Below are 21,091 nucleotides of genomic sequence, written 5' to 3'. Positions count from 1 at the left end.
GTCGGAGGAATACCTTATGTTTACCAATCCTGTGATCAATTCTGTACTGAAAAACGAAGGGGGTTATGTTGACCACCCGAATGATACCGGCGGCCCGACCCATTGGGGTATTACCGAAAAGACCGCCCGCAGTTATGGCTACACCGGGAAAATGGTCGACTTCACGAAAGAAGATGCCTACCTGATCCTGGAAAAAAATTACTGGTATCAGCCGGGTTTTGACAAAGTCTATGCCATCGCACCCGTGCTGGCGCTGGAACTGTGTGATACCGGCACCAATATGGGGCCGGTCGTCGGTATCAAATGGTTGCAACGCTGGCTGAATGTGTTTAATCACGAGGAAGCCCACTATGCCGATATCACCGTTGACGGCAAAATTGGTCCCGGTACGTTAAAGGCGTTGACGCAGTTCCTTGAGAAACGCGGTACGGAAGGCGCCGGGGTCCTCGTCATCTCCCTCAATTGCAGTCAGGGGCAACGTTACCTGGAACTGGCAGAAGGGCGAACTGCCAACGAATCATTCGTTTATGGCTGGATGAAGGGGCGGATAAATCTCTAATTTTGTCGGAATTTTTTGTGAATGCGTATGCCAATCATAATGCTTATCAATATTAAAGGTGGATTTTTCTGACAGTAAAATGCATAAAGAGTTGTATTATTTATTTTGCAGAAAACTATCCCATTATCTGGAGAGTCAATAATGAATGAGCCAAGTGCGATTAATTTCGATTACAATCTAATTAAGATAATGAACGAAGTCATTGTTTCAGGGAATATTTCAAAAGCCGCTGAAAATCTGAGCCTTACCCCCTCAGCAATAAGTTTGTCGATAAACAAACTCAGGCGGCATCTTGGGGAGGATTTGTTCTACCGTACGGCAACCGGCCTCAAACCGACGGCCACTGCGCTGGATATTCATGATTCCTTTGTTAACGCGATTACTATTATTGAAGATGTCCTCCAGTCGACAAAAACGGAGGGGCCATCCTGTCCCATATTACGCGTGATGTGTCCTGATGTACTTGAGGATTATTATTTTAACCGGATGTATAAGAACGATTCAGGAAAAGCAGTAAAAGTTGAGTTTTCCAGTACGAATAATGTTAAGAGTGATGAAATGGTAAAGAGTTTGTTGCATGCAAATATTGACGTGGTGATTTCGCATCATGCCCTGCAACATGAAAAAATCACTTCGGTAAAGATGGATTCCATGGATAACTACGTTATCTTGTGCGGTGCCAACAGTTTATTATCCAATCAAAAAGAACTGGCGCTGTTGCACTATTATGCATTACCTCACGCAGTTTATAATGACGGTGTTTATAATGATTTTACCAGCCTTCTTGGTACCTCTCTGACCATTGATGCGCCCTATGCGGGCCTGGTCAAAGTTATTTATCGCTCTTCTTCCATCAACGGAATCATCAGCGCGCTGGAACGCAGTGATATGCTCACAGTCCTGCCCCGTATGCTGGCAGACTATTTTATCCGGGAACGAAACTGTAAGCTGAAATGCTTTGATTTACCGAAAGAAATTTCTATCAAACATTCACCTGTCTATATGCATTACTTGTCCAACAGCAGCAAAAGACGTTATGTACATATGGTCCTTTCTCAGTTGAAGGCCGTGGAGCCTGTCTGAAAGATGTGGCAAAAAATGTGGTTAACGATATTTACGATGAGATATTTTTATTTTTTAATGACAATTTTTTAATAAATACCCTTCACCAGATGATTAAAATTAATTATTGAGGTGAAGTGATTATTGCTTTGATGCGAACCGGATTATGATTGTCGCAGTTATCTAATTGTACTTAATTAATCTATGAGGTTTTCATCATGATCACTTTTCATGCTAAAGAAGTTGTATTTATCGAATTTGAATTATTAGTTTCCATATTAGTTATGTCGTCATGGGGTGGGTTGGTGCTTTTCATTATGCGCTGCAAAACTAAACCTACCGTTGAGGATATTTATAAGTGCTTTGCGCAAATTGTCGTATCGTGTTTCACCGGTTTTCTGTTAAGTATTGTTTTGATTGAAAGGGATATGAGTTTTAATATGATTTTGCTGACCTCCGGGATGGGAGGCGTCCTCGGTGGGCCGTTATTAATGATAGCGGGTGATCGGGTGAAGAGGTTGGCAGAAAACTTTACGTTTGCTCAGCGGTAAACGAAGGGAATCAATGAAATTTCACATTGAGTGATAAATATGCGGATCGATTCCAATGACTCGGTCCGCGTTTTTATTTCTGGCGTAAATTTATAAGCCATAATTTAATAAATATCATCCTGTTATTATGATGTTTATGACCTTGTTTTTATTAGCGGGAATGGCATCGGGCGAATAATCTTTTGAGTGACAGGGCAGGGAAGCGTTACAAAGACTCTGGCCGGTTAATATCATGCAGAAATTATTTTCAGCATTTAACTTCGACTCAATATATAAGGTTATCCTTATGCGCAGAACTAAAGATAAAGCCCTTTTACAGCTTATGACGCTTTCCTGTCTGATGGCTGGCATGGCACCGGCTCTGGCAGCCGATACGTCAGAGCCCTACGTCATCAAAGAAAGTGACCTGATCAAAAAAGAGAACAGCCTGACTCAAAACCCGCTAATGCAGGAAGTGAAAGCCTCAATCCGCACGCTGGATAACGATTCTGTCGATAAAATTGCACCAGGCCGCAGCGATAACCCGGCCAACGTCAAGCGGGTGGAAAGCATTCTGGGCAGCGATAAGTGGGACCATATTTTCCCGTTGCGTGACCCGAGTTATACCTACACCAAATTCCTGCAAGCCATCGGCAAGTTCCCGGCGGTGTGCGGAACCTACACTGATGGTCGTGATTCTGATGCCATTTGCCGCAAAGGCCTTGCCACCATGTTTGCACACTTTGCACAGGAAACCGGCGGCCATGAAAGCTGGCGTCCTGAAGCCGAATGGCGTCAGGGGCTGGTATTCCTGCGTGAAATGGGCTGGAAAGAAGGGCAGAAAGGCGGCTACAACGGCGAATGTAACCCGAACGTTTGGCAGGGACAAACCTGGCCGTGCGGCAAAGATGCCGACGGGGATTTTGTCAGCTACTTCGGTCGCGGGGCCAAACAGCTTTCTTATAACTATAACTATGGCCCGTTCTCCGATGCCATGTTCGGCACGGTCAAAACCCTGCTTGATAAACCGGAGCTGGTGGCTGACACCTGGCTGAACCTTGCCAGTGCGGTATTTTTCTATGTGACGCCACAGGCACCGAAGCCGAGCATGTTGCATGTGATCGACGGAACGTGGCAGCCAAACGATCATGACAAAGCTAACGGTCTGGTACCGGGATTCGGCGTGACGATCCAGATCATCAACGGCGGCGTTGAGTGCGGTGGCCCGCAGGATATTGCGCAGGGTCTGAACCGTATCTCGTATTACAAAAGCGAAGCGGAATACCTGAAAGTGCCGGTTCCGGCAAACGAAGTGCTGGGCTGTAAAAACATGAAGCAGTTTGATTCCGGGGGCGCGGGCGCATTGCCGCAATACTGGGAACAAGACTGGGGATGGTCAGCAGAAACGCCAACCGGTCTGACTTACTCCTGTCAGCTGGTCGGTTATCAGACACCGTTCTCCGCATTCAAAGAGGGCGATTACCAACGTTGCGTGCAGCACTTCTTTAACGTGAAAGTGGTCGATGATGCCGGTAAAGAGGAAGCGGTAACGCCTGCCCCTGAACCGACGCCAGCACCAACACCAACACCAACACCGGAACCGACACCAGCCCCGGCTGACGGTAATTCTGCGCCGGTAGCAAAACTTTCCGGCCCGATTGGTGATGTGGAAAGTCAGGCGAATGTGACGCTCAATGCGGCTGAATCTACCGACGCTGATGGCGATAAACTCACCTACAGCTGGTTGCTGCCGAACGGCACTACGCTGGCCGGTAACGATCGTGAGTCGCTGAGTTTTGTTGCACCGGTGGTCACCAGCAAGCAAAGCTTCAACTTCACCCTGACCGTTTCCGATAGTAAGAAAAGCAGTGTGGCGACGTATGTTCTGACAGTCACACCGAAAGTATTGCCGCTCCCTGATGAAGGCACCAGCACTGGCTGCGCTGACAACTGGGATGCGGGTAAAGTGTATAACGGCGGAGAAAGTGTTAACTGGAAAGGTAAGGAGTATCTCGCGAATTACTGGACTCAGGACAATGAGCCAGGTAACCCGTCGTTCACCGGTGAATGGTCACAGTGGAAAGAGATCAAAGCCTGTAAGTGATGTGTAATTCATTGGCAAATCTACAATAATTCCGGTTTCCGTTCATCGGGGAAAACTAAAATGGGTGCGATTTCCGCGCCCATTTTTTTCATCCCTTCACCGGCCTCTTTTGTCCAGCCATTTACCCATTTCGGCCAGCGCTTCATCAAGATTTTCGCGACCAAAACCGATACGCAGGAAATCTTCCGACACGGTGTTCAGTTCTGACGCGTAGGCGACAGAAGGGATCACCATCACACCGGCTTCTTCAACCAGCTGCGTGGCGAAAGCTTCTGCGCCCTCTGCACCGGTATAACGTGGAAAAGCCAGCACCCCGGCCTTCGGCACGCTGAGCCGGAACAGATGCGGGTATTTCGCCAGAAATGCGGTAAGCGACGCGAGCTGACGGCGCGAGCGCTCCATCACCCTTTCGAGTATGGGCGCACGGGCATTCAGTGCCACGGTGGTAAGGAACTCACCGGGCATCGAGTTGCAGATAGACAGGTACTGTTTCATGCGCTCCAGTTCCAGCATCCACGATTTATCCTGGCACGCCACCCAGCCGATGCGCAAGCCCGGTAATCCGTAAGCCTTGGACGTCACATTCAGGGAGATCCCGCGCTCGTAGACATCCGCCAGTTGCGGCAGACGATCGGCCGGATCGAACTCGGTCAGCCGGTACACTTCGTCTGAGAAAATCCAGATCCCACGCTCGCGACACAGGTCGATCAGCTCATTAAGTTGCTGGCGGCTGATGAGCGCGCCAGTCGGATTATGCGGAAAGTTAATCACCAGCACTTTGGTATTGGCGCGCAGTGCGTCGCGGACTTTACCGGTATCCAGCGCCCAGTCGTTATCTGCATCGAGCGCCACGCCGGTGACGTCGCACAGCGATAACGGTACGCTTTCCAGCGACTGATAATTCGGGGTGATCACTACCGCGTGATCGCCGGACTTGAGCAGCATCTGGAAGCTGGCGTAAATCGCTTCGTCGGCCCCGGCAAAACTGATGACGTCCTGCGCGGCGACATTTTTATAGGTCGAGGCGATGGCGTCGAGCAGTTCGGGTGTTCCGCGCAGTGGCGGGTAATCCAGCACGGTTTGCATGAATGGCGCGCGATGCTGCTTTCCGGCCAGTTCAAATAACGTATCGATGCTCATCGATTCCGGATAAGACGATGACAGCGGAAAACGCACGGCGTGTTCGAGACGCGAGAGATAGCTGATTAAGCGAAAATCTTCAGGAAAAGACATAGCATATCCGTTGATAAGAATTTAAAACATTAGCGGCGCTGGCCTTGGGCAAAACGGCGCTCAAGGCGGCTTTGCAGCAGTTCCAGCACAATCGACATAATCCAGTATATTGCCGCCGCAGTCGCCAGCATTTCCATATAACGGTACGTGCTGCGCCCGTAGGATTGCGCCAGAAAATTCAGTTCCCACAGTCCCATCAGCGAGACTAATGAGGAATCTTTCAGCATCGAAATAAACATCGAGCCAGCGGGCGGAATAATAATGCGCAGCGCCTGCGGTGCCGTCACATGAACCGCGACCGTCCAGCGTGACACGCCGAGCGCCAGCGCGGCTTCCTGCTGACCGCGTGGTACGGAAAGCACGCCGCTGCGGATAGTTTCCGCCAGATACGCGCCATAGTTCATCGACAAGGCAATAATGCCGGAGCTGAGCGCGCCGAGCACAATCCCGACCTGCGGCAATGCCAGATAGATAATCAGCACCTGCACCAGCAGCGGCGTGCCGCGAAACAGCGAGGCATAAAACGTCGCACAACCAAAGGCCAGCGCATTGTCCGACATCCGCCCGAGCGCAGTAATTAGCCCAATCAGCAGACAGAAAAACATCGAACAGGCGGTGATCATAATGGTCAGCGCCGCGCCCTGAATAAAGCCGTCCGGCGAAAGACGCAGACCCAGCAGGAAGGGCAGTTTCTGGCCGATCAGGCTCCAGTCGAGACCCATTTTGCTGAACGCGCCGAGCAGCAGGCTGAGCAAAATCAGCCAGGTCAGCCCGGTTTTAAATTTAAACGCGTGTGCGTGGTGCCAGCGCTCCGGCGTTTCCACCTTTGGCTGGCTGTCCGGGATTTGCGGCATCACGGTACCTCGTGCGTAATATCTTCACCCAGCCAGTGCTGAGAGATTTTTGCCAGCGTGCCATCGTCACGCAGCGATTTAATGGTATCCGCCACTTTCTTATCCCACTCAGCGTCGCCTTTGTCGGTCGCGACCCAGTTAGGTTCTGCGTACAGTTCGGTGACAATTTTAAACACCGGCGCACGCTTGATGCGGGCGTTAGCGGTGGCGAGATCCGAAACCACGCCGTCGAGGCGAACGCCCGGCCCGAGCGCCAGATTCTGGAACGCCACTTCTTCATCGCTTGGAATGACCTGAACGTTATCGAACGGGAAGGCGATCGGCTTGCTGCCGGGGATCACCAGCGTTTTTTGCAGGTAAGTTTCGTAGGAAGAGCCGATACCGACGCCAATCTTTTTATTGCTCAGATCGGCGGCCGATTTAAAGCGGTCATCTTTCTTATTCACTACCAGAACTGCGGGAGAATTGTAGTACGGTGTCGGGAAACCCAGCACTTTGGCGCGCTCAGTGTTAGGCGTCATCGAGCAGATACAGGTATCCCAGCGCCCCTGCCATTTACCGCCGACAATGGTTTCCCAGCCCGGCGCGATGATTTCAAGTTTTACGCCCATGCGCTGCGCCACGGCTTTCGCCACATCCACGTCAAAACCGGCCAGCTGATTATTGTCATCAATAAAACCGAAAGGCGGATAGTCGTTGACGATGGCATTGCGCAGCACGCCCGTTTTCGTCACGCGATCAAGTGTCGCTCCGGCAAACGAGGCAGCAGAAAACAGTGTGGCAGCAAGGAGTGTCACAGCAACAAACGGAGTGCGCATAAATGGAGTTCCTTAAACGTAACCAGATTGGGAAAATATTGTAAAAACCTACACTAAGTTTTAGACGTATAGAAGTCTAAATTCAGCGTTTTTTCACTTATTCTCCACTTATAGTCAACTCTGCGGAAAATCCTATGAATAGCAGCGCATTACTTCACTCTAGCTCAGCAAGCCCGCCCCGACGTTAATCGAAAAGCCTAAAATCGCCAGATTAAAGACAAAGGAAATGACGGACTGCAGCAGGGCAATCTGGCGCATGTCGGTGGTGCCGGTGGCAACGTCGGCGGTTTGTGAGGCGACGGCGATGGTGAAAGAGAAATAGAGGAAATCCCAGTAACCGGGTTCGGCAGGTTTTTCCGGGAAAATCATCGGCGTCACGTCTTTTGTCCGGCGCAGATAATGGTGATGGGCGTAATGCATGGCGAACGACGTCGGCAAAAGGGCCCACGAGGCAATCAGCGTGGTTGCGGTCAGCAGAATATGCAGCGTTTTTGCGGTTCCCGTAAGCTCTTTGAGCGAACCGAGCTCCATCAGGATCGCCAGAATACTGACCAGACAGGTCAGCGTGACCAGCGTCAGCACCAGCGTCGCGCTTTCATCCTGAGTTTTGGCGATATGCGGAATATCTTTTGCTTCGGTACGCAACATACGAAACCACAGGAAAAACAGGTACAGCCACGCCAGCACGTTCCAGCCGGTCATCAGCCGCTGCAAAATCCCCAGATGCGACGGAAGCGCAAAAAAGCACATCACACCGGCAATTATCGAGATCAGTAAACGACCACGCACGCGCAGATAATGGCGCAAAGATAAACTCATGATGTCAGGCACCTGGCAAAAAACACGGATACCTTAACTGTAGTCGCCGGGGGCAAACTCACACGTTCAGACTTATGCGCAATTTCTTCCAATACCCGATTACAGCGGAATGATGTAGTAGGTTTACTCTATTGCGCTCAAGGGTCTGAAACTATGTTTACTACGTCATTTTGGCCAGCTGCTGCGGCATATCAGGTTTCAATGATGGATCTGGATGCTCCGGAAAATTTACATCCCAAAGCTCTGCAAACCATTCACTATTGTCTGCGCCTGACGGAAGCCATTAATCAGCTGGAAGCGGCCTGTGAAAGCCGTTTGCTGGACGCTCTGCGTGAAGAGATGTCGATTCAGTGTTTCCGTCTGGCACCGATGTTTGACGATCCGGATACCCGGCGTGGACTGTTTTTACGGGCAGAAATTCTGGCGGATGACAGTTGCGGAAAAACAGTTCTGCCGCAAATTGCCGGTCTGAATGAACAGCAACTGGTGCTGGGCATTGGCAACACCTCGACGTGGGTCGGTAAATCCAGACAGAGTTTTTATTCCTCATGGTTTGGCGAACCCGCGCCGGTTTTACAGGAAATTTCCGACGTAATGGACAGCCTGTTCCCGGAAAGTCTGCTGTATCTGCAAAAGGAAATCGCCGCGGATTTACTGGCGATGCCGGGCTGTGCCTACAAAATTATCAATCTGTTTGGCATTGCGGGTGAGGCCAACACGTATCCGAAACACTTTGCGTATTTCTTCCCGGAGGACGAAGGGCTGAAGTATTCGCCGGTGAAGCGCACGGTGGTATTTGCCAATACCTACCTGCAACTGTTCGAACTGTTTTCGCGGACCGAAGCGGTGAAAATGGGCTGGGCGGAAGACGCGTTGCCGGAAAGCCATGTGTGCCAGCGCTATCTGATTGCCTGGTTCCGCGGGCATGACCTGGGGCATTCGCTGGTGCGTAATGAAAACGTCTTCCCGAAACTCAGCAAAATTGATCGCTGGGGATCAATGATGGTGCAGGAAGCGCTGGCGGATCAGTTCGGTCTGCTGATGTGTCTGACGCCGCAGGTCACTGAAGGATTGCAGCTCGACCGCACGGTGCTGGCGCGCATTTATTTCCTCGAAATGCTGCGCTATCTGCGCCGCGGCCCGTCAAGTTATCCCGATGCCGGTGCAGCCTGGATCCAGTTCAATTATTTGCGTGAGCACGGTTGTGTTGAGCTGAAAGCCGACTCGATTGATTTCCATCCAGAGCTGTTCTTTACCCAGATGGCAAATCTCACCCGTCTGATGAGCGAAGAACTGCTGGGTGGCGATACCGAGCGTGCGCAGGCGTTCATGCTGCAACATTGTCCGCATACCAACCCTGAAGATGTTGAAATCCTGATGGCGCGGCTGGGCACGACCAATGACATGATCGAATACAACCAGTTAATCAAGAGAGTCCCGTTATGATGCCGTTTTCAAATGGATTTTTGCTCAGCCTGTCGCTGTGTCTGGACATCGGGATTGCCAATATCGCCATGATGACGCTGGCGATGCAACGCGGCTATTTTCACGGATTCTGGCTGGGTATCGGCACCTGCATCGGGGATTTGATTTACGCCGTGCTGGCGCTGGCAGGCATGACGATTTTGCTGCAATACCAGAGCGTGCGCTGGGTGTTGTGGGTCGGCGGCTCGCTGATGCTGATGTGGTTTACCTACAAAATGATCCGCGCCGCACTGGCTCCCGCGGAAAATCTGAATGCCGGGGATAACGTTCCGCAGCGATCGGTATTGCGAAATTTCGGACGCGGCATTGTTCTGGCGATGTCCTCACCGACGGCAATTTTGTGGTTTGCCGCCGTCGGCGGGGCGCTGATTTCGCGGATGGGACAAGGCGGGACGGCAGATGCTTCATGGTTTCTGAGTGGCTTTTTCATTGCTGGCGTTTTCTGGACGGTCGTGATTTGCTCGGTCGGCAGTCTGGGCGGGAAAATGCTCGGCACCAAAATGCTTCGTTATTCTTACATGGCCTCTGCGGTGATTTTCTCGTACTTCGCGCTGTATGTGGTGATCACCGGCTATCGCGAATTTATCGTGTAAGCACCTGACTCATCTGCTGTGAAGCGTTGAGCGACAGCGAATAAAGATGGGGAGTGATCCCCATCATTTTACGGAAAGTATTAATGAAATGGCTTTGATCGTAAAAGCCCAGGCGGATCGCCACATCCAGCGCATTGTCGTTTTTGCGCAGCTGATTACGGGCTTCCAGTAAACGTAACTGCATATGGTATTGCAGCGGCGGCATGCCGATGTGCTGGCGGAACAGCCGGACAAAATGGAACTTACTCAGCCCGCTGACCTGAGCCAGCGTATCAAGATGAATTTTTCGCGTCAGATGGTCGCGCATAAAATCGAGAGCGAGCTGGATGGGGCGCAGGGATTGTTCCTGTTCTCTGGCCGGTTCTTCCAGCAACGCGCCGAGCAACCACAGTAAATTTTGTTCCTGATCGTCATCATTGAGTGTGCGTTTGTAATGGCACAGCGCGGAAAACAGCTCGGGATTATTCAGTACGCCTTCTTTGAGCACCGGCGCGCAGTGGTCGGAACGCAGATTCTGATCAACTGAAACCTGACGCAGTAATGACTGCGGAATATGCACGCTGAGGAATTCGACTTTGTCGTCGCCAAACCGGGACGACTGAATGGTGGCCGGATTATAAATCGTGATTTCGCCGCCGCGCACCAGCTCGGTTTTGCCGTGCAGCCAGATTTCTTCCGTGCCGGTCAGATTGGCACTGATGACGTATTCGTCGTGAGTATGACGCGGAAATGAGGAATTACTCGCGGTCAGATGCGAGCACTCAATGTCGTTAGCCATCGTCCATTCAGAAATAGAAAGAGACACATTCCACCCCGTAGATCATTGCTGTGCGAAAAATTGACACGTTTTGTTTTTCTTATGCAGAATTTATAGCACAAACTGTTAACAACAAAAGTGAATGACTTTCATCACGGCACAGCTCCCTGTATGCCATGCCAGCGGACCTCACGACCGGCTGCCTGCGAAGCACTACCCCTCCGGTGTTTACAAACAGTCTGATCTAAAAAGGCTTCCGTGGACGAATTTTTCAGATTTTGCCCATAAGTACGAGTTGTCCTGTACAGATGCATACACGGGGATCGGACGGTAACCGTCTGAATGTTAAATAACAGGCCTGAAGGTTATATTTAAGCGCCAGAATTCGATTATTAATAACCGCATTTTATCTTTGTTTCACATAATGAGAACAATTTCTAAAACTCGCTGAAACCCGCTTTGACAATACGTGCCAGTTTTTACTGCTTATTTTATTTAATGCCTGTCTTTATTCCTCCCCGCCTTGTCATTTCATTACGTAATAGGGCAAAATATGCGCCCCGCAAATCGGGGATTAACCGTTATTTCTTCATTGGCGAAGGACTCTTCGCACAAGAAAACTTTCAAAACAGAGGCCGGGCTTAGTACCGGATAGATATTTACTTTCAGATACCGACAGTCATGTCGCAAGGAAACATTAATGGTGCAGCACTCTCACTATGCCGCGTTTTCCATCATGGGAATTACACATCATGTCGGATAACGTCGTTACGGGTACCGCCTCCCGCGTGGAATTGCGTAAAAGTCTTACGCTGATTCCGGTTGTCATGATAGGCCTGGCCTATATGCAACCCATGACACTGTTCGATACGTTCGGTATTGTCTCCGGCCTGACTGACGGCCATGTGCCAACGGCGTATGCGTTTGCGCTGATCGCCGTCCTGTTTACCGCGCTGAGCTACGGCAAGCTGGTGCGCCGCTATCCTTCTGCGGGCTCAGCGTATACTTACGCGCAAAAAGCGATTCATCCGGTGGTCGGCTTTATGGTCGGCTGGTCGTCGCTGCTTGATTACTTATTCGCGCCAATGATTAATATCCTGCTGGCCAAAATCTATTTTGAAGCGCTGGTGCCTTCGGTGCCGTCGTGGATATTTGTGGTGGTGCTGGTCGGATTTATGACGCTGTCGAATTTGCGCAGTATTAAAACCGTCGCCAACATTAATACGCTGGTAGTGGTCTTGCAGATTGTGCTGATTACGGTGATCACCGGTATGGTGATTTATGGCGTTGATCACGGCACCGGCTACGGCACGCTCGCCAGCACTAAGCCTTTCTGGGGTGAAAACGCGCATACCGTGCCGATGATTACCGGCGCGACCATTCTGTGTTTCTCCTTTACCGGCTTTGACGGCATCAGTAATTTGTCGGAAGAAACCAAAGACGCAGAACGGGTGATCCCACGGGCAATATTCCTGACGGCATTGATCGGCGGCGTGATCTTTATTGCGGCGACGTATTTCCTGCAACTCTATTTCCCGGACATCTCCAGCTTTAAAGACCCGGACGCGTCACAGCCGGAAATTATGTTGCAGGTGGCGGGCAGGGCGTTCCAGTTTGGCGCACTGATTTTCTCCAGTATCACCGTGCTGGCTTCCGGTATGGCGGCGCACGCGGGCGTTTCCCGTCTGATGTATGTGATGGGGCGCGACGGCGTGTTCCCGAAACGTTTCTTCGGTTATATCCATCCGAAATGGCGCACGCCGTCTTTTAACGTGCTGCTGGTGGGCGCAATTGCCCTGATGGCGATTAACTTTGATCTGGTGACGGCAACCGCGCTGATTAACTTCGGTGCGCTGGTGGCGTTTACCTTCGTGAACCTGTCGGTGATTTCGCAATTCTGGATCCGTGAGAAGCGCAATAAAACCGTGATGGATCACATCCAGTATCTGCTCTTGCCATTGTGCGGTGCGCTGACGGTGGGCGCGTTGTGGGTGAATCTGGAAGAAGGGTCGATGGTGCTGGGGCTGATCTGGGGCGCAATCGGCTTCATTTATCTGGCCTGCATGACCAAAAGTTTCCGCAATCCGGTACCGCAATACGAAGACGTGGCGTAACGCCTGACTGATATGAAAATGGCTCCTTCGCAGGAGCCATTTTTGTTTCTGCTAGTGAATCCCCAGCCAGCGCATCAGCGCCGTAACGGCGGCGGCCGCGATAATAATCACAATCAGCGGCGCTTTTCGCCACGCTAAAAACAGCGCAACGCCGACGCCAATAATCCGTGCGTATCCGGCAAAATGCTGGCCTTCAAACAGCGCCGATGTCGCCGCAACGGCGAGCAATAAAGTGGTCGCAGAATCGGAAAGCATCGTCTGCGTCGCCGGTGAGAAATTAAGGCGCGAACCGAGACGGTAACCGGCCACACGCATCAGGAACGTTCCGGCGGCCAGCACCGCAATACCGGCAATCATCAGGCTGTGAGAGATCATTTCCGGTTCCTCCACGTCAGTAATCCGAGCAGGGAAAACAGCACCGGCATACCGGCAGGCACAAACGGCACGGCGGCGACGGAAATCAGCGCACCACAGGAAGCGGGAATGCGCGCCCGGCGGCTGCGCAATGCCGGGAAAATCAGTGCCAGCAAAATGGCCGGGAATACTGCGTCGAGGCCAATGGCTTTGATATCGGGAATGAACTGGCCGATGTACGCACCGGCAATCACGCTGACCGGCCAGAACAGCGCAATACCCGCACCGCATAACCAGTAGGCTTTTTTGCGTTTTTCATGAGTAGGCTGGGAGATGCCAAACACCACGCTTTCATCATTCATGATGTGGCAACCAAGCCAGCTCATGCCCTTGTTGCCGACCAGATCCTTTACCGCAATCCCGAACGGTAAATGGCGCGCATTAACCAGTAATCCGGCTGCGGCCGCGGCGAACGGACTGCCCCCGCCGCCGACGATGGCGATAAATAAAAACTCAGACGCACCGGCCAGTACCAGCAGTGAGAGCATCAGCGGCACCCACAGCGGAAAGCCGCCCGCGACGGCCAGCGAACCATACGAAATCCCCACCAGACCATCGGCCAGGCAGACCAGGAAGATGGCTTTCACCACATCACTTCCCAGCGGTGAAAAGAAACGCGCAGACATAATTCAATCCCATAACGAACGATTTCCCATTATAATGAACGCATCTGAATCGTTCTTCAAGTCGAACGATCGTTCGTTATATAAAACAGGCAGGATCATGTCGCAACCTATCAGCGTTATCTCTAAAGGTCTGGTTCGTGAACGTCAGCGGGCGGGTATATCACTGGCAGAAGTCGCGCGTCGTGCTGGCATCGCCAAATCAACGCTGTCGCAGCTGGAAGCGGGCAACGGTAATCCGAGTCTGGAAACCCTGTGGGCGCTGTGCGTGGCCCTCAATATTCCTTTCGCGCGCCTGATGGAACCGGAAGTGAACAAGATGCAGGTGATCCGCCGTGGCGAAGGCCCGACAGTGGTTGCTGAACTGGCGGATTATAAAGCCGTTTTGCTGGCGACGTGTCCGCCGGGTTCGCGCCGGGATATTTATCTGCTGACCACCCAGCCGGGCGCGGATCGCGTTTCCAGCCCGCATCCGCAGGGATCGGTCGAACACATCATTATCACGCAAGGGCGTGCCCTCGTCGGGCTGGTGGATTCGCCGGTGGAGCTGAATGCCGGTGATTACATTTCCTATCCTGCCGACGTGGAACACATCTTCCGCGCACTGGAACCAGACACCATGGCGGTGCTGGTGTCGGAGCAGAGTTGAGGTTTTGTGTTAATGATCAATCTGTGATCCCGGAGGTACTGCGCGGCAGGTATATACAATAAAGAGTCTGGCTGCTGAGTTATTAATGACCTACAATTTGCGCGGGAATTATTAATAGCTAAGGGATGACATGGCTGACATTGAAGATATCGCCACGCGGATTGCCGGGATTATTCTGTCCCCTGATTCTGTATATGGCCTTATAAACGGGGCACTTACCGTTCCGGTTGATTTTGGATACATGGCGTATGGGGTATTTGATACCGGTTCACGATACATACATGAAACGATGCGAATACGCATGGCGGCAGCAATCAGAAACGACATTCTGAATCACCATCATATCTCTGAAGCAGTGAAACTGGTTTTTACTGAGTTTAATAAATATGTTTCAGAAACTGAGCAAGACAAAATTTACCGAGGTGTAGTTTCATCAGTACTTGGCAGATTCGGCACTTCTATGGTTATCACTAAAATATCGGGAGCTGTATTAGAGCGGGTTTCCTTCATTTCGGCCAGCAGCAGTAAACCCTATATTGGGGCTATAAGTACTATTTTAATGATCGGTGGTATGTCAGAACGCTCAATACGCACCTCTGAATCTCTGCAGGCAGAATTCCCGGAAATTTATAAGCTTCTCAGACCAAGAGATTACGACCTGCTTTATTTCCTGTTTAAATCTTCAGTCCAACCCTTTGTGGACGCGATACATGTCAGAATGACGCAAGGTGAACCCACATTCAGGAAAATTATGGATAGCGTGGAGAAGAAGCTCAATGCAGCATAATACTATTTTTATACGCTTTATCCGCTCCTTACTTAATATTACCTCTAAAATTATCACCTTCACTATTCATCATGCTTTTGAAGCACTTATTGGCCCACTGATCGTTATTGGCCCAATACTTTGCATTATGCTTGTCGAACCCTGGCCGATGAAGTTTGTCAGCATCGGAGTGTGGCTCGTGTTCCTCTATTTTCTGTCTAAGGCGATTGATAAAATCACTGGCAGAGACAAACGTGATAATTAATTTCCTTAATAAAGTTCCCCCCATTTGCAGGGATCATATTTGATCCCTGCCTCAGACCACCCTCTTAAAACGTAATCAGTTTCTTCGTCACACTGTTCTTTAGCAGCAACATTGAAGACAGCACTGAAAGCAGGAACGTCAGCAGGATGACGAACAGTTTTGCGGTCAGGGAATTGATCGGGATCCACTGGATTAATAAATTGAAAAAGGTGTAGTGGAGAATATAAACGCCGGTCATGGTTTTCCCCAGCGAACTGACCATTTGACTGACCGGCAACCGCGTGGCGTCCTGTTTGACGCCATTGGCCGCGATAATAATCAATACCACCAGAATATAGACCTGCGATCCGGTCAGAATAAAGCTGTTGCGCTCCATGTTGAAGAGTGAAAAGAAGAAATGTTTTTCATAAAACCAGGTGAAAATATACACAAACGGAATGGCGATGGCAGCAATTTTTGCCACCCGCGGGCGGCCGTACATCGCGGAAATCACCGGATCATACAACAACTGCCCGGTCAGATAATAAAGCACCCAGGTCCAGATGCGGAACTGTGCGGGCGTCGAAAAGGCTTTGTGTTCAGTGTAATAGATGGCCAGCAGATCATACGCAAACGAAAAAATCAGCAGACCGGCAATCAGCGAGGCGAGAATGACGCGTCTTTTAGCCAGCCATTCCACCAGCGGGTGGAAGGTGTAAATAATGACCAGCGAAAAGATGAACCACGGCTGGATAAGATAGCCTTTCTGGTAAGGCCCCCATAAATAATAAATCGAAAACCAGAAGATGAAGAGGGTTAATATGCTGCGAATTTTCTTCATCTGCCATTCTGTTGTGTGCTGCGAACCGGCATCCATATAACCGGTAACCACAAAAAACAGCGGCGTGGCGATGGTCGAAATAAAGGTCAGAAAAGCCAGAATGCTGTCGTAGTTATAATTGTAATTGTCGTAAGTGTTATAAACGGTAAAAAAAGTCACGGCGGTCAGGCAGCCGAGCGTTTTAATAATATTCAGTCCCGTGGTGTTCATTGTGTACGTCGTTGTCCTTCACGATGGAAACAGTTGTAAATCACCGGCAGCGCGAGCAGCGTCAGCACGGTGGCGAATCCCAGCCCGAACATGATAACAACCGCCATGCTCTGGAAAAAGACATCAAGCAATAACGGTGCGAGGCCGAGCACCGTGGTGAAAGCGGTCAGCAGGATAGGGCGGAGACGCGAGGTGGCGGCGTAGATAATCGCTTCGGTCTGACTCTTCTCTTTTTTCTGCTGGCCGATTTCCTCGACCAGAACGATGCCGTTGCGGATCAGCATGCCGCTCAGGCTGAGCAGGCCGATCAGCGCCATAAATCCAAACGGAATGCCGGTCAGCAGGAAGCCAAATGTCACGCCGATCAGCGCCAGTGGCACCGTCAGCCAGATGGCGATGGCGTTTTTCACCGAACTGAACATCAGCACGGTGATGATAAACATCATCAGGAAACCAATCGGCAGCGTGGTGAATAATCCCTGCTGCGCTTCAGCGGAGTTTTCCGCGTCGCCGCCCCATTCTATGCTGTAGCCGTGCGGCAAGGTCAGCGCCTCAACCTGCGGCCGGATACGCGCCAGCATATCGCCGGAAGTCTCGCCACTGGCCGGATCCGGATCGGTCAGCACGGTCAGCACCCGAGAGCGGTCGCGCCGCATGATCAGCGGGTCTTCCCATTCGACCCTGAAATCACTGACCACGTTACTTAGCGGAATAAACTGCTGGCGCGTCTGGCTCCAGACCATGATATTGGCCATGTGATCGACATCCAGCCGTTCAACTGACGGGGGACGCAATACAACCGGCATCAACGTCGAACCGTCACGGAATATGCCGACGGTGCTGCCGCTGAAATTCATCTGTAATGCGCTGTCGACGTCACCCCGGTCAACGCCCAGTTCGCGTCCAAGATAAGGCGAGAACACCGGGCGCACCATTTTGCTGCGATCCTGCCAGTCGTTGCGCAAGCCGTCGGCTGCGCCGTCCTCGAGAATAATTTTATCGACCTGACTGGCGATCTGGCGAAGCGTATCGGGATCGGATCCTTTGATGCGCACTTCAATCGCGCTGCCGCCGGACGGGCCAAACATGATGCGTTTCAGGCTGGCATTGACCTCGGGATAATGGTCACGAATGTTCTGTTCGGTGCGGCGGGTCAGTGCGGCGATTTTCCGCTGATCGTCCATACGCACCATAATCTGCGCATAGTTGGAATACTGGCGTTCGCCGTTGTAGGTGAGAATAAAGCGCATCCCGCCCTGACCGACGGTGGTCACGGTGTTTTCCACGCCTTCCTGATGATTGATCTCTTTTTCGATTTCTCCCGCAATACGCGCGGTGTGGTTGATATCGGTGCCATAAGGCATCCACAAATCGACGAAGAAAATTGGCGTATTAGACGACGGGAAAAAGTTCTGGCGCACAAAGCCGAATCCCCAGACTGATGCCGCCAGCAGCGCGGCGAGAACAACCAGCGTGAGAGTCTGGCGTACCAGCAGCGCCGACAGCACGCGCCGGTAAACGCGAAATATCCAGCCGCCGTAGGGATCATCGGCCTGCTCATCCGTTTTTTTCTCTGCCACTTTCATGTTGGCGAATGCCCATTTCACCAGCACCGGCGTCAGCGTGAGAGCAGTCACCCAACTGAGCATCAGCGATATCAGTAATACCTGGAACAGCGATTTACAGTATTCCCCGGTCGAATCCTGCGAGAGGCCGATGGGTGCAAACGCCAGAATGGCAATCACGGTGGCGCCCAGTAAAGGCAGGGCAGAACGTTTAATGATGTGCGAAATGGCATTCATCAGCGGATTGCCTTGCTGGCGGGCAATCAGCACGCCTTCCACCACCACAATCGCATTATCCACCAGCATACTGAGCGCGATAATCAGCGCACCGAGCGAAATACGCTGCAGCTCGATGCCGAACAAATACATGATAAGCAGCGTACCGAGCACGTTCAGCGCCAGCGACACGGCAATGATGATCCCGCTGCGCAGCCCCATAAAAATCAGCAGTACGCCGACCACAATCGCCAGTGCCATCAGGAAGTTAATGATGAATCCGTCGACGGATTTCTTCACTTCAGAGGCCTGATCATAAAATACTTTCAGCTGGATCCCGGCCGGTTTATCGGCGGACAGCTGCTGCATGCGGGCTTCAATCGCATGGCCGATATTCATGACATTCACGCCGGGAATATACGAGACACCGATGGTCAGCGCATCGCGGCCATTGGCGTGGTAAATATTGCCCGGATGATCGCTTACGCCCTGCGACACCGTGGCGATATCACGCAGGTAAATGCTGTGCGTGGTTCCGGCGGGGCTGATCAGCACATTATTCAATTCATCAATATTCTGAAAACCACCGGTCGGATGCAGTCGGATCGACTCGCTGCCGACGGTCATGCTGCCCGCGTCGGACACCAGATTCTGCCGGTTCAGCACATCGGCCAGACGCGGCAAGGTCACGCCGTATGCTGCCATTTTGGCGCGGGAAATCTCGATATAAACCTGTTCAGGCAGGACACCGCCGATGGCGACCTTACCGACGCCGGGCACCAGCACCAGTTCCCTGCGCAATTGTTCTGCATATTTACGCAGTTCGGGATTGGTAAAGTTGTCGCCATAAATCGAGAAAAAATAGCCGTACACATCGCCGAAATCATCGTTCACGAACGGCGGGCTGACACCAGGCGGAAATTGCAGCGTGGCGTCATTGACGCGTCGGCGCAGTTCATCCCAGATTTGCGGCAGTTCGGAGGAGTGATAGCGGGAGTCGATATTGACGGTGATTTGCGATAAGCCGACGGCGGAAATCGAGGAAATGTTATCGACATAAGGCAGGCGTTGCAGGGCGTTTTCCAGCGGCAGCGTGACTTCTTCCTCAACCTGCTGGGAAGAGGCGCCGGGATACTGTACGGACACCACGGCAGTTTTGATGGTGAACGCCGGATCTTCCAGCCGCCCGATATTGAACAACGCAATCAGTCCGCCCACGCCGAGCAGCAGGATCACCAGCCAGACGCGCGTGGGATTATTAATAAAGCTGTCGTTAATGCTCATCACAGACCCCGTTCCCTGACCCAGATGCGAACCGGTTGCTGAGCGTGTAATTCGCTGACACCCGCCGCGACCACCCTGTCTCCTTTTTGCAGGCCGGATTTGATTTCGATGCCCTGAGAGGTCAGTTCGCCGACGGTCACTTTGCGGTCTTCGACATGTAATGTGTCGCCTTCACCGGCAATCACCCAGACGTGTGCCTCATTGCGCTGGCTGCTGTCCGGGTTAAATACCGCTTCGACCGGCACCACCAGCGTATCCACGGGCGTTGCCGTCGCGAGATTGGCCGGATTGATCGTCACGGTGCCACTTAAACCGGCGACGGCCGGGAAGTTTTCCGGGCGTGGCATGATCAGCGTCACCTGCCAGGTGAGCGAATTGGCTTCGCTGCTGGCGGTGTGTTCTTTATAAGTGGCGGTGAATTCGCGGTCAGGAAGGTTGTTAATGCGCACCCGTGGCTGGTAACTGGCATTACGCATATCGAGGCTGGTAAACAGGTTTTCCGGGACGCTGAAAATCACGTCTAACAGATCTGAGCGGCTGATCGTCGCGACTGGCTGACCGCCAGCGACGACCTGATGATTTCGCACAGAAAGCCGGGCGATCACCCCGCTGAACGGTGCGGTCAGGTTCAAATCATTCAGTTCTTCCTGCGCGATTTTCAGCGCGGCTCTGGCCGAATCCCGGCTGGCTTTGTGCACTTCGAGTTCCGCCTGCGACACCACGTTGCGCCGTGCCAGCGTCTGGTAACGTTCGAACTGACGCTGCGCCAGCGTGGCCGCGCTCTGGCGATCGTTCAGACGCTGACGGGCATCGTTGTTAGTCAGCCGGGCGAGGATTTGCCCTTGTTTCACCGCCTCGCCTTCCCGCACTTCCAGCGTCTGCAACTGGCCTGCGCGCTTAAACGCGATATCAGTATTATCGCCAGCCAGAATGCGTGCCGGAAACACGCGGGTACTCAGCGGACTGGCCGCTTCAGCAGTAGCGATTTTAACCTGACGTGGCGGAACGGGGGCGTCTGTGGTTTTCTGATCACAGGCGCTTAAAAGTAAAAGGAGGATCAGAGCGGGAGAAAAGCGGATATTCAAAATACTTCCCCTCATGCAAACCACATGCGAAAAATTTATTCCCGGCAGAATAGTGAAGGCCTTTAATACACAGGCTCCGCTATTTTCTGCTATGACGTATTTTTAGTGAGACTATTAAGCTACTTATTGTTTTTGTTTATTTAATTGTTTTTTTAAAGCAAGGAATTAACACTATTTAAGTCGGTATATTATAGTTTATACAGCTTTACGCATCTTGCCAGAAAACATCACGACAATTCATTCATTACCCGCTTCATTCATGAACC

Annotated in this window: 20 protein-coding genes; 10 read left to right on the top strand and 10 right to left on the bottom strand. The window is 51.7% G+C overall.

The window, feature by feature from the left end; genetic code table 11:
- The first annotated feature begins 16 nt into the window (after positions 1–16).
- From ACJY2G_RS06655 to ACJY2G_RS06640, 4 genes are all read left to right on the top strand, one after another.
- Positions 17–559 (top strand): glycoside hydrolase family 108 protein, encoded by a 543-nt coding sequence (locus ACJY2G_RS06655; protein WP_113878132.1) that lies wholly within the window; start codon positions 17–19, stop codon positions 557–559.
- Between the two features lie 141 nt (positions 560–700).
- The gene (locus ACJY2G_RS06650; protein WP_120161084.1) at positions 701–1,642 is read left to right on the top strand and encodes a LysR family transcriptional regulator; all 942 of its coding nucleotides are present in this window, start codon (positions 701–703) and stop codon (positions 1,640–1,642) included.
- A 197-nt stretch (positions 1,643–1,839) separates the two neighbouring features.
- A complete protein-coding gene (locus tag ACJY2G_RS06645) occupies positions 1,840–2,172 on the top strand; it encodes a phage holin family protein (RefSeq protein WP_120161082.1) in 333 nt (110 codons plus the stop codon).
- A gap of 286 nt (positions 2,173–2,458) precedes the next feature.
- The gene (locus tag ACJY2G_RS06640; protein WP_439291573.1) at positions 2,459–4,255 is read left to right on the top strand and encodes a glycoside hydrolase family 19 protein; all 1,797 of its coding nucleotides are present in this window, start codon (positions 2,459–2,461) and stop codon (positions 4,253–4,255) included.
- Between the two features lie 96 nt (positions 4,256–4,351).
- On the opposite strand, the gene ACJY2G_RS06635 is transcribed toward ACJY2G_RS06640, so the two are convergent.
- From ACJY2G_RS06635 to ACJY2G_RS06620, 4 genes are all read right to left on the bottom strand, one after another.
- Positions 4,352–5,488 (bottom strand): aminotransferase class I/II-fold pyridoxal phosphate-dependent enzyme, encoded by a 1,137-nt coding sequence (locus ACJY2G_RS06635; RefSeq protein ID WP_430318810.1) that lies wholly within the window; start codon positions 5,486–5,488, stop codon positions 4,352–4,354.
- A 29-nt stretch (positions 5,489–5,517) separates the two neighbouring features.
- Positions 5,518–6,342 (bottom strand): amino acid ABC transporter permease, encoded by an 825-nt coding sequence (locus ACJY2G_RS06630; RefSeq protein WP_113878136.1) that lies wholly within the window; start codon positions 6,340–6,342, stop codon positions 5,518–5,520.
- Complete coding sequence (locus ACJY2G_RS06625) at positions 6,342–7,160, bottom strand: transporter substrate-binding domain-containing protein (RefSeq protein WP_113878137.1); 819 nt, start codon at positions 7,158–7,160, stop codon at positions 6,342–6,344. The genes ACJY2G_RS06630 and ACJY2G_RS06625 overlap by 1 nt, the downstream gene beginning before the upstream one ends.
- 159 nt (positions 7,161–7,319) lie before the next feature.
- On the bottom strand, positions 7,320–7,979 hold the full coding sequence (locus ACJY2G_RS06620; protein WP_113878138.1) for a DUF1345 domain-containing protein: 660 nt from the start codon (positions 7,977–7,979) through the stop codon (positions 7,320–7,322).
- 153 nt (positions 7,980–8,132) lie between these two features.
- On the opposite strand from ACJY2G_RS06620, the gene ACJY2G_RS06615 reads away from it, so the two are divergent.
- Both ACJY2G_RS06615 and ACJY2G_RS06610 read left to right on the top strand, forming a co-directional pair.
- The gene (locus tag ACJY2G_RS06615) at positions 8,133–9,425 is read left to right on the top strand and encodes a hypothetical protein (protein ID WP_430318811.1); all 1,293 of its coding nucleotides are present in this window, start codon (positions 8,133–8,135) and stop codon (positions 9,423–9,425) included.
- Complete coding sequence (locus tag ACJY2G_RS06610) at positions 9,422–10,057, top strand: LysE family transporter (protein ID WP_112287791.1); 636 nt, start codon at positions 9,422–9,424, stop codon at positions 10,055–10,057. The genes ACJY2G_RS06615 and ACJY2G_RS06610 overlap by 4 nt, the downstream gene beginning before the upstream one ends.
- On the opposite strand, the gene ACJY2G_RS06605 is transcribed toward ACJY2G_RS06610, so the two are convergent.
- Complete coding sequence (locus ACJY2G_RS06605; RefSeq protein ID WP_430318812.1) at positions 10,047–10,862, bottom strand: AraC family transcriptional regulator; 816 nt, start codon at positions 10,860–10,862, stop codon at positions 10,047–10,049. The two genes, ACJY2G_RS06610 and ACJY2G_RS06605, sit on opposite strands and share 11 nt — an antisense overlap.
- A gap of 704 nt (positions 10,863–11,566) precedes the next feature.
- Here ACJY2G_RS06605 and ACJY2G_RS06600 point away from each other — a divergent pair.
- Positions 11,567–12,928, top strand: a complete 1,362-nt coding sequence (locus ACJY2G_RS06600; RefSeq protein ID WP_112287800.1) for an APC family permease — start codon at positions 11,567–11,569, stop codon at positions 12,926–12,928.
- A 51-nt stretch (positions 12,929–12,979) separates the two neighbouring features.
- Here the strand turns inward: ACJY2G_RS06600 and ACJY2G_RS06595 are convergent, their stop codons facing one another.
- Together ACJY2G_RS06595 and ACJY2G_RS06590 are read right to left on the bottom strand one after the other, a co-directional pair.
- Positions 12,980–13,303 carry an AzlD domain-containing protein gene (locus ACJY2G_RS06595; RefSeq protein ID WP_113878140.1) on the bottom strand — a complete coding sequence of 108 codons (324 nt, stop codon included), beginning with the start codon at positions 13,301–13,303 and terminating at the stop codon, positions 12,980–12,982.
- Entirely contained in the window at positions 13,300–13,968 is a 669-nt protein-coding gene (locus ACJY2G_RS06590; protein ID WP_113878141.1) for an AzlC family ABC transporter permease, read from the bottom strand. The genes ACJY2G_RS06595 and ACJY2G_RS06590 overlap by 4 nt, the downstream gene beginning before the upstream one ends.
- A 97-nt stretch (positions 13,969–14,065) precedes the next feature.
- Here ACJY2G_RS06590 and ACJY2G_RS06585 point away from each other — a divergent pair, with 97 nt between their 5' ends.
- The 3 genes from ACJY2G_RS06585 to ACJY2G_RS06575 all read left to right on the top strand — a co-directional run bounded on the left by ACJY2G_RS06585 (position 14,066) and on the right by ACJY2G_RS06575 (position 15,645).
- A complete protein-coding gene (locus ACJY2G_RS06585) occupies positions 14,066–14,614 on the top strand; it encodes a helix-turn-helix domain-containing protein (RefSeq protein ID WP_112287794.1) in 549 nt (182 codons plus the stop codon).
- Between the two features lie 130 nt (positions 14,615–14,744).
- Positions 14,745–15,401, top strand: a complete 657-nt coding sequence (locus ACJY2G_RS06580; RefSeq protein WP_439291570.1) for a hypothetical protein — start codon at positions 14,745–14,747, stop codon at positions 15,399–15,401.
- Entirely contained in the window at positions 15,391–15,645 is a 255-nt protein-coding gene (locus ACJY2G_RS06575) for a hypothetical protein (protein WP_113878143.1), read from the top strand. The genes ACJY2G_RS06580 and ACJY2G_RS06575 overlap by 11 nt, the downstream gene beginning before the upstream one ends.
- 64 nt (positions 15,646–15,709) lie before the next feature.
- On the opposite strand, the gene ACJY2G_RS06570 is transcribed toward ACJY2G_RS06575, so the two are convergent.
- Genes ACJY2G_RS06570 through ACJY2G_RS06560 form a run of 3 tightly spaced genes read right to left on the bottom strand, consistent with a single transcriptional unit; the run spans position 15,710 to position 20,825 of the window.
- Positions 15,710–16,675: an acyltransferase gene (locus ACJY2G_RS06570; RefSeq protein WP_112287796.1), complete on the bottom strand. Its 966-nt coding sequence runs from the start codon at positions 16,673–16,675 to the stop codon at positions 15,710–15,712.
- Positions 16,672–19,740 (bottom strand): efflux RND transporter permease subunit, encoded by a 3,069-nt coding sequence (locus tag ACJY2G_RS06565; RefSeq protein WP_439291567.1) that lies wholly within the window; start codon positions 19,738–19,740, stop codon positions 16,672–16,674. The genes ACJY2G_RS06570 and ACJY2G_RS06565 overlap by 4 nt, the downstream gene beginning before the upstream one ends.
- Entirely contained in the window at positions 19,740–20,825 is a 1,086-nt protein-coding gene (locus ACJY2G_RS06560) for an efflux RND transporter periplasmic adaptor subunit (RefSeq protein ID WP_439291565.1), read from the bottom strand. Before ACJY2G_RS06560 ends, ACJY2G_RS06565 begins: the two co-directional genes overlap by 1 nt.
- Between the last annotated feature and the right edge of the window lie 266 nt (positions 20,826–21,091).

The organism is Rahnella sp. ATs2, assembly GCF_051851855.1.
In the GTDB taxonomy this organism is placed as follows: Bacteria; Pseudomonadota; Gammaproteobacteria; order Enterobacterales; family Enterobacteriaceae; genus Rahnella; species Rahnella variigena.
This window is presented reverse-complemented; position numbering and strand designations above follow the sequence as displayed.

Excerpts from the sequence above, each read along its gene's own strand:
- ACJY2G_RS06655 (WP_113878132.1), top strand. The coding sequence starts at position 17 with ATGTTTACCAATCCTGTGATCAATTCTGTACTGAAAAACGAAGGGGGT.
- ACJY2G_RS06610 (WP_112287791.1), top strand. The coding sequence starts at position 9,422 with ATGATGCCGTTTTCAAATGGATTTTTGCTCAGCCTGTCGCTGTGTCTG.
- ACJY2G_RS06630 (WP_113878136.1), bottom strand. The coding sequence starts at position 6,342 with ATGCCGCAAATCCCGGACAGCCAGCCAAAGGTGGAAACGCCGGAGCGC.
- ACJY2G_RS06615 (WP_430318811.1), top strand. The coding sequence starts at position 8,133 with ATGTTTACTACGTCATTTTGGCCAGCTGCTGCGGCATATCAGGTTTCA.
- ACJY2G_RS06595 (WP_113878140.1), bottom strand. The coding sequence starts at position 13,303 with ATGATCTCTCACAGCCTGATGATTGCCGGTATTGCGGTGCTGGCCGCC.
- ACJY2G_RS06640 (WP_439291573.1), top strand. The coding sequence starts at position 2,459 with ATGCGCAGAACTAAAGATAAAGCCCTTTTACAGCTTATGACGCTTTCC.
- ACJY2G_RS06620 (WP_113878138.1), bottom strand. The coding sequence starts at position 7,979 with ATGAGTTTATCTTTGCGCCATTATCTGCGCGTGCGTGGTCGTTTACTG.
- ACJY2G_RS06570 (WP_112287796.1), bottom strand. The coding sequence starts at position 16,675 with ATGAACACCACGGGACTGAATATTATTAAAACGCTCGGCTGCCTGACC.
- ACJY2G_RS06650 (WP_120161084.1), top strand. The coding sequence starts at position 701 with ATGAATGAGCCAAGTGCGATTAATTTCGATTACAATCTAATTAAGATA.
- ACJY2G_RS06635 (WP_430318810.1), bottom strand. The coding sequence starts at position 5,488 with ATGTCTTTTCCTGAAGATTTTCGCTTAATCAGCTATCTCTCGCGTCTC.
- ACJY2G_RS06645 (WP_120161082.1), top strand. The coding sequence starts at position 1,840 with ATGATCACTTTTCATGCTAAAGAAGTTGTATTTATCGAATTTGAATTA.
- ACJY2G_RS06625 (WP_113878137.1), bottom strand. The coding sequence starts at position 7,160 with ATGCGCACTCCGTTTGTTGCTGTGACACTCCTTGCTGCCACACTGTTT.
- ACJY2G_RS06585 (WP_112287794.1), top strand. The coding sequence starts at position 14,066 with ATGTCGCAACCTATCAGCGTTATCTCTAAAGGTCTGGTTCGTGAACGT.
- ACJY2G_RS06575 (WP_113878143.1), top strand. The coding sequence starts at position 15,391 with ATGCAGCATAATACTATTTTTATACGCTTTATCCGCTCCTTACTTAAT.
- ACJY2G_RS06565 (WP_439291567.1), bottom strand. The coding sequence starts at position 19,740 with ATGAGCATTAACGACAGCTTTATTAATAATCCCACGCGCGTCTGGCTG.
- ACJY2G_RS06600 (WP_112287800.1), top strand. The coding sequence starts at position 11,567 with ATGTCGGATAACGTCGTTACGGGTACCGCCTCCCGCGTGGAATTGCGT.
- ACJY2G_RS06580 (WP_439291570.1), top strand. The coding sequence starts at position 14,745 with ATGGCTGACATTGAAGATATCGCCACGCGGATTGCCGGGATTATTCTG.
- ACJY2G_RS06590 (WP_113878141.1), bottom strand. The coding sequence starts at position 13,968 with ATGTCTGCGCGTTTCTTTTCACCGCTGGGAAGTGATGTGGTGAAAGCC.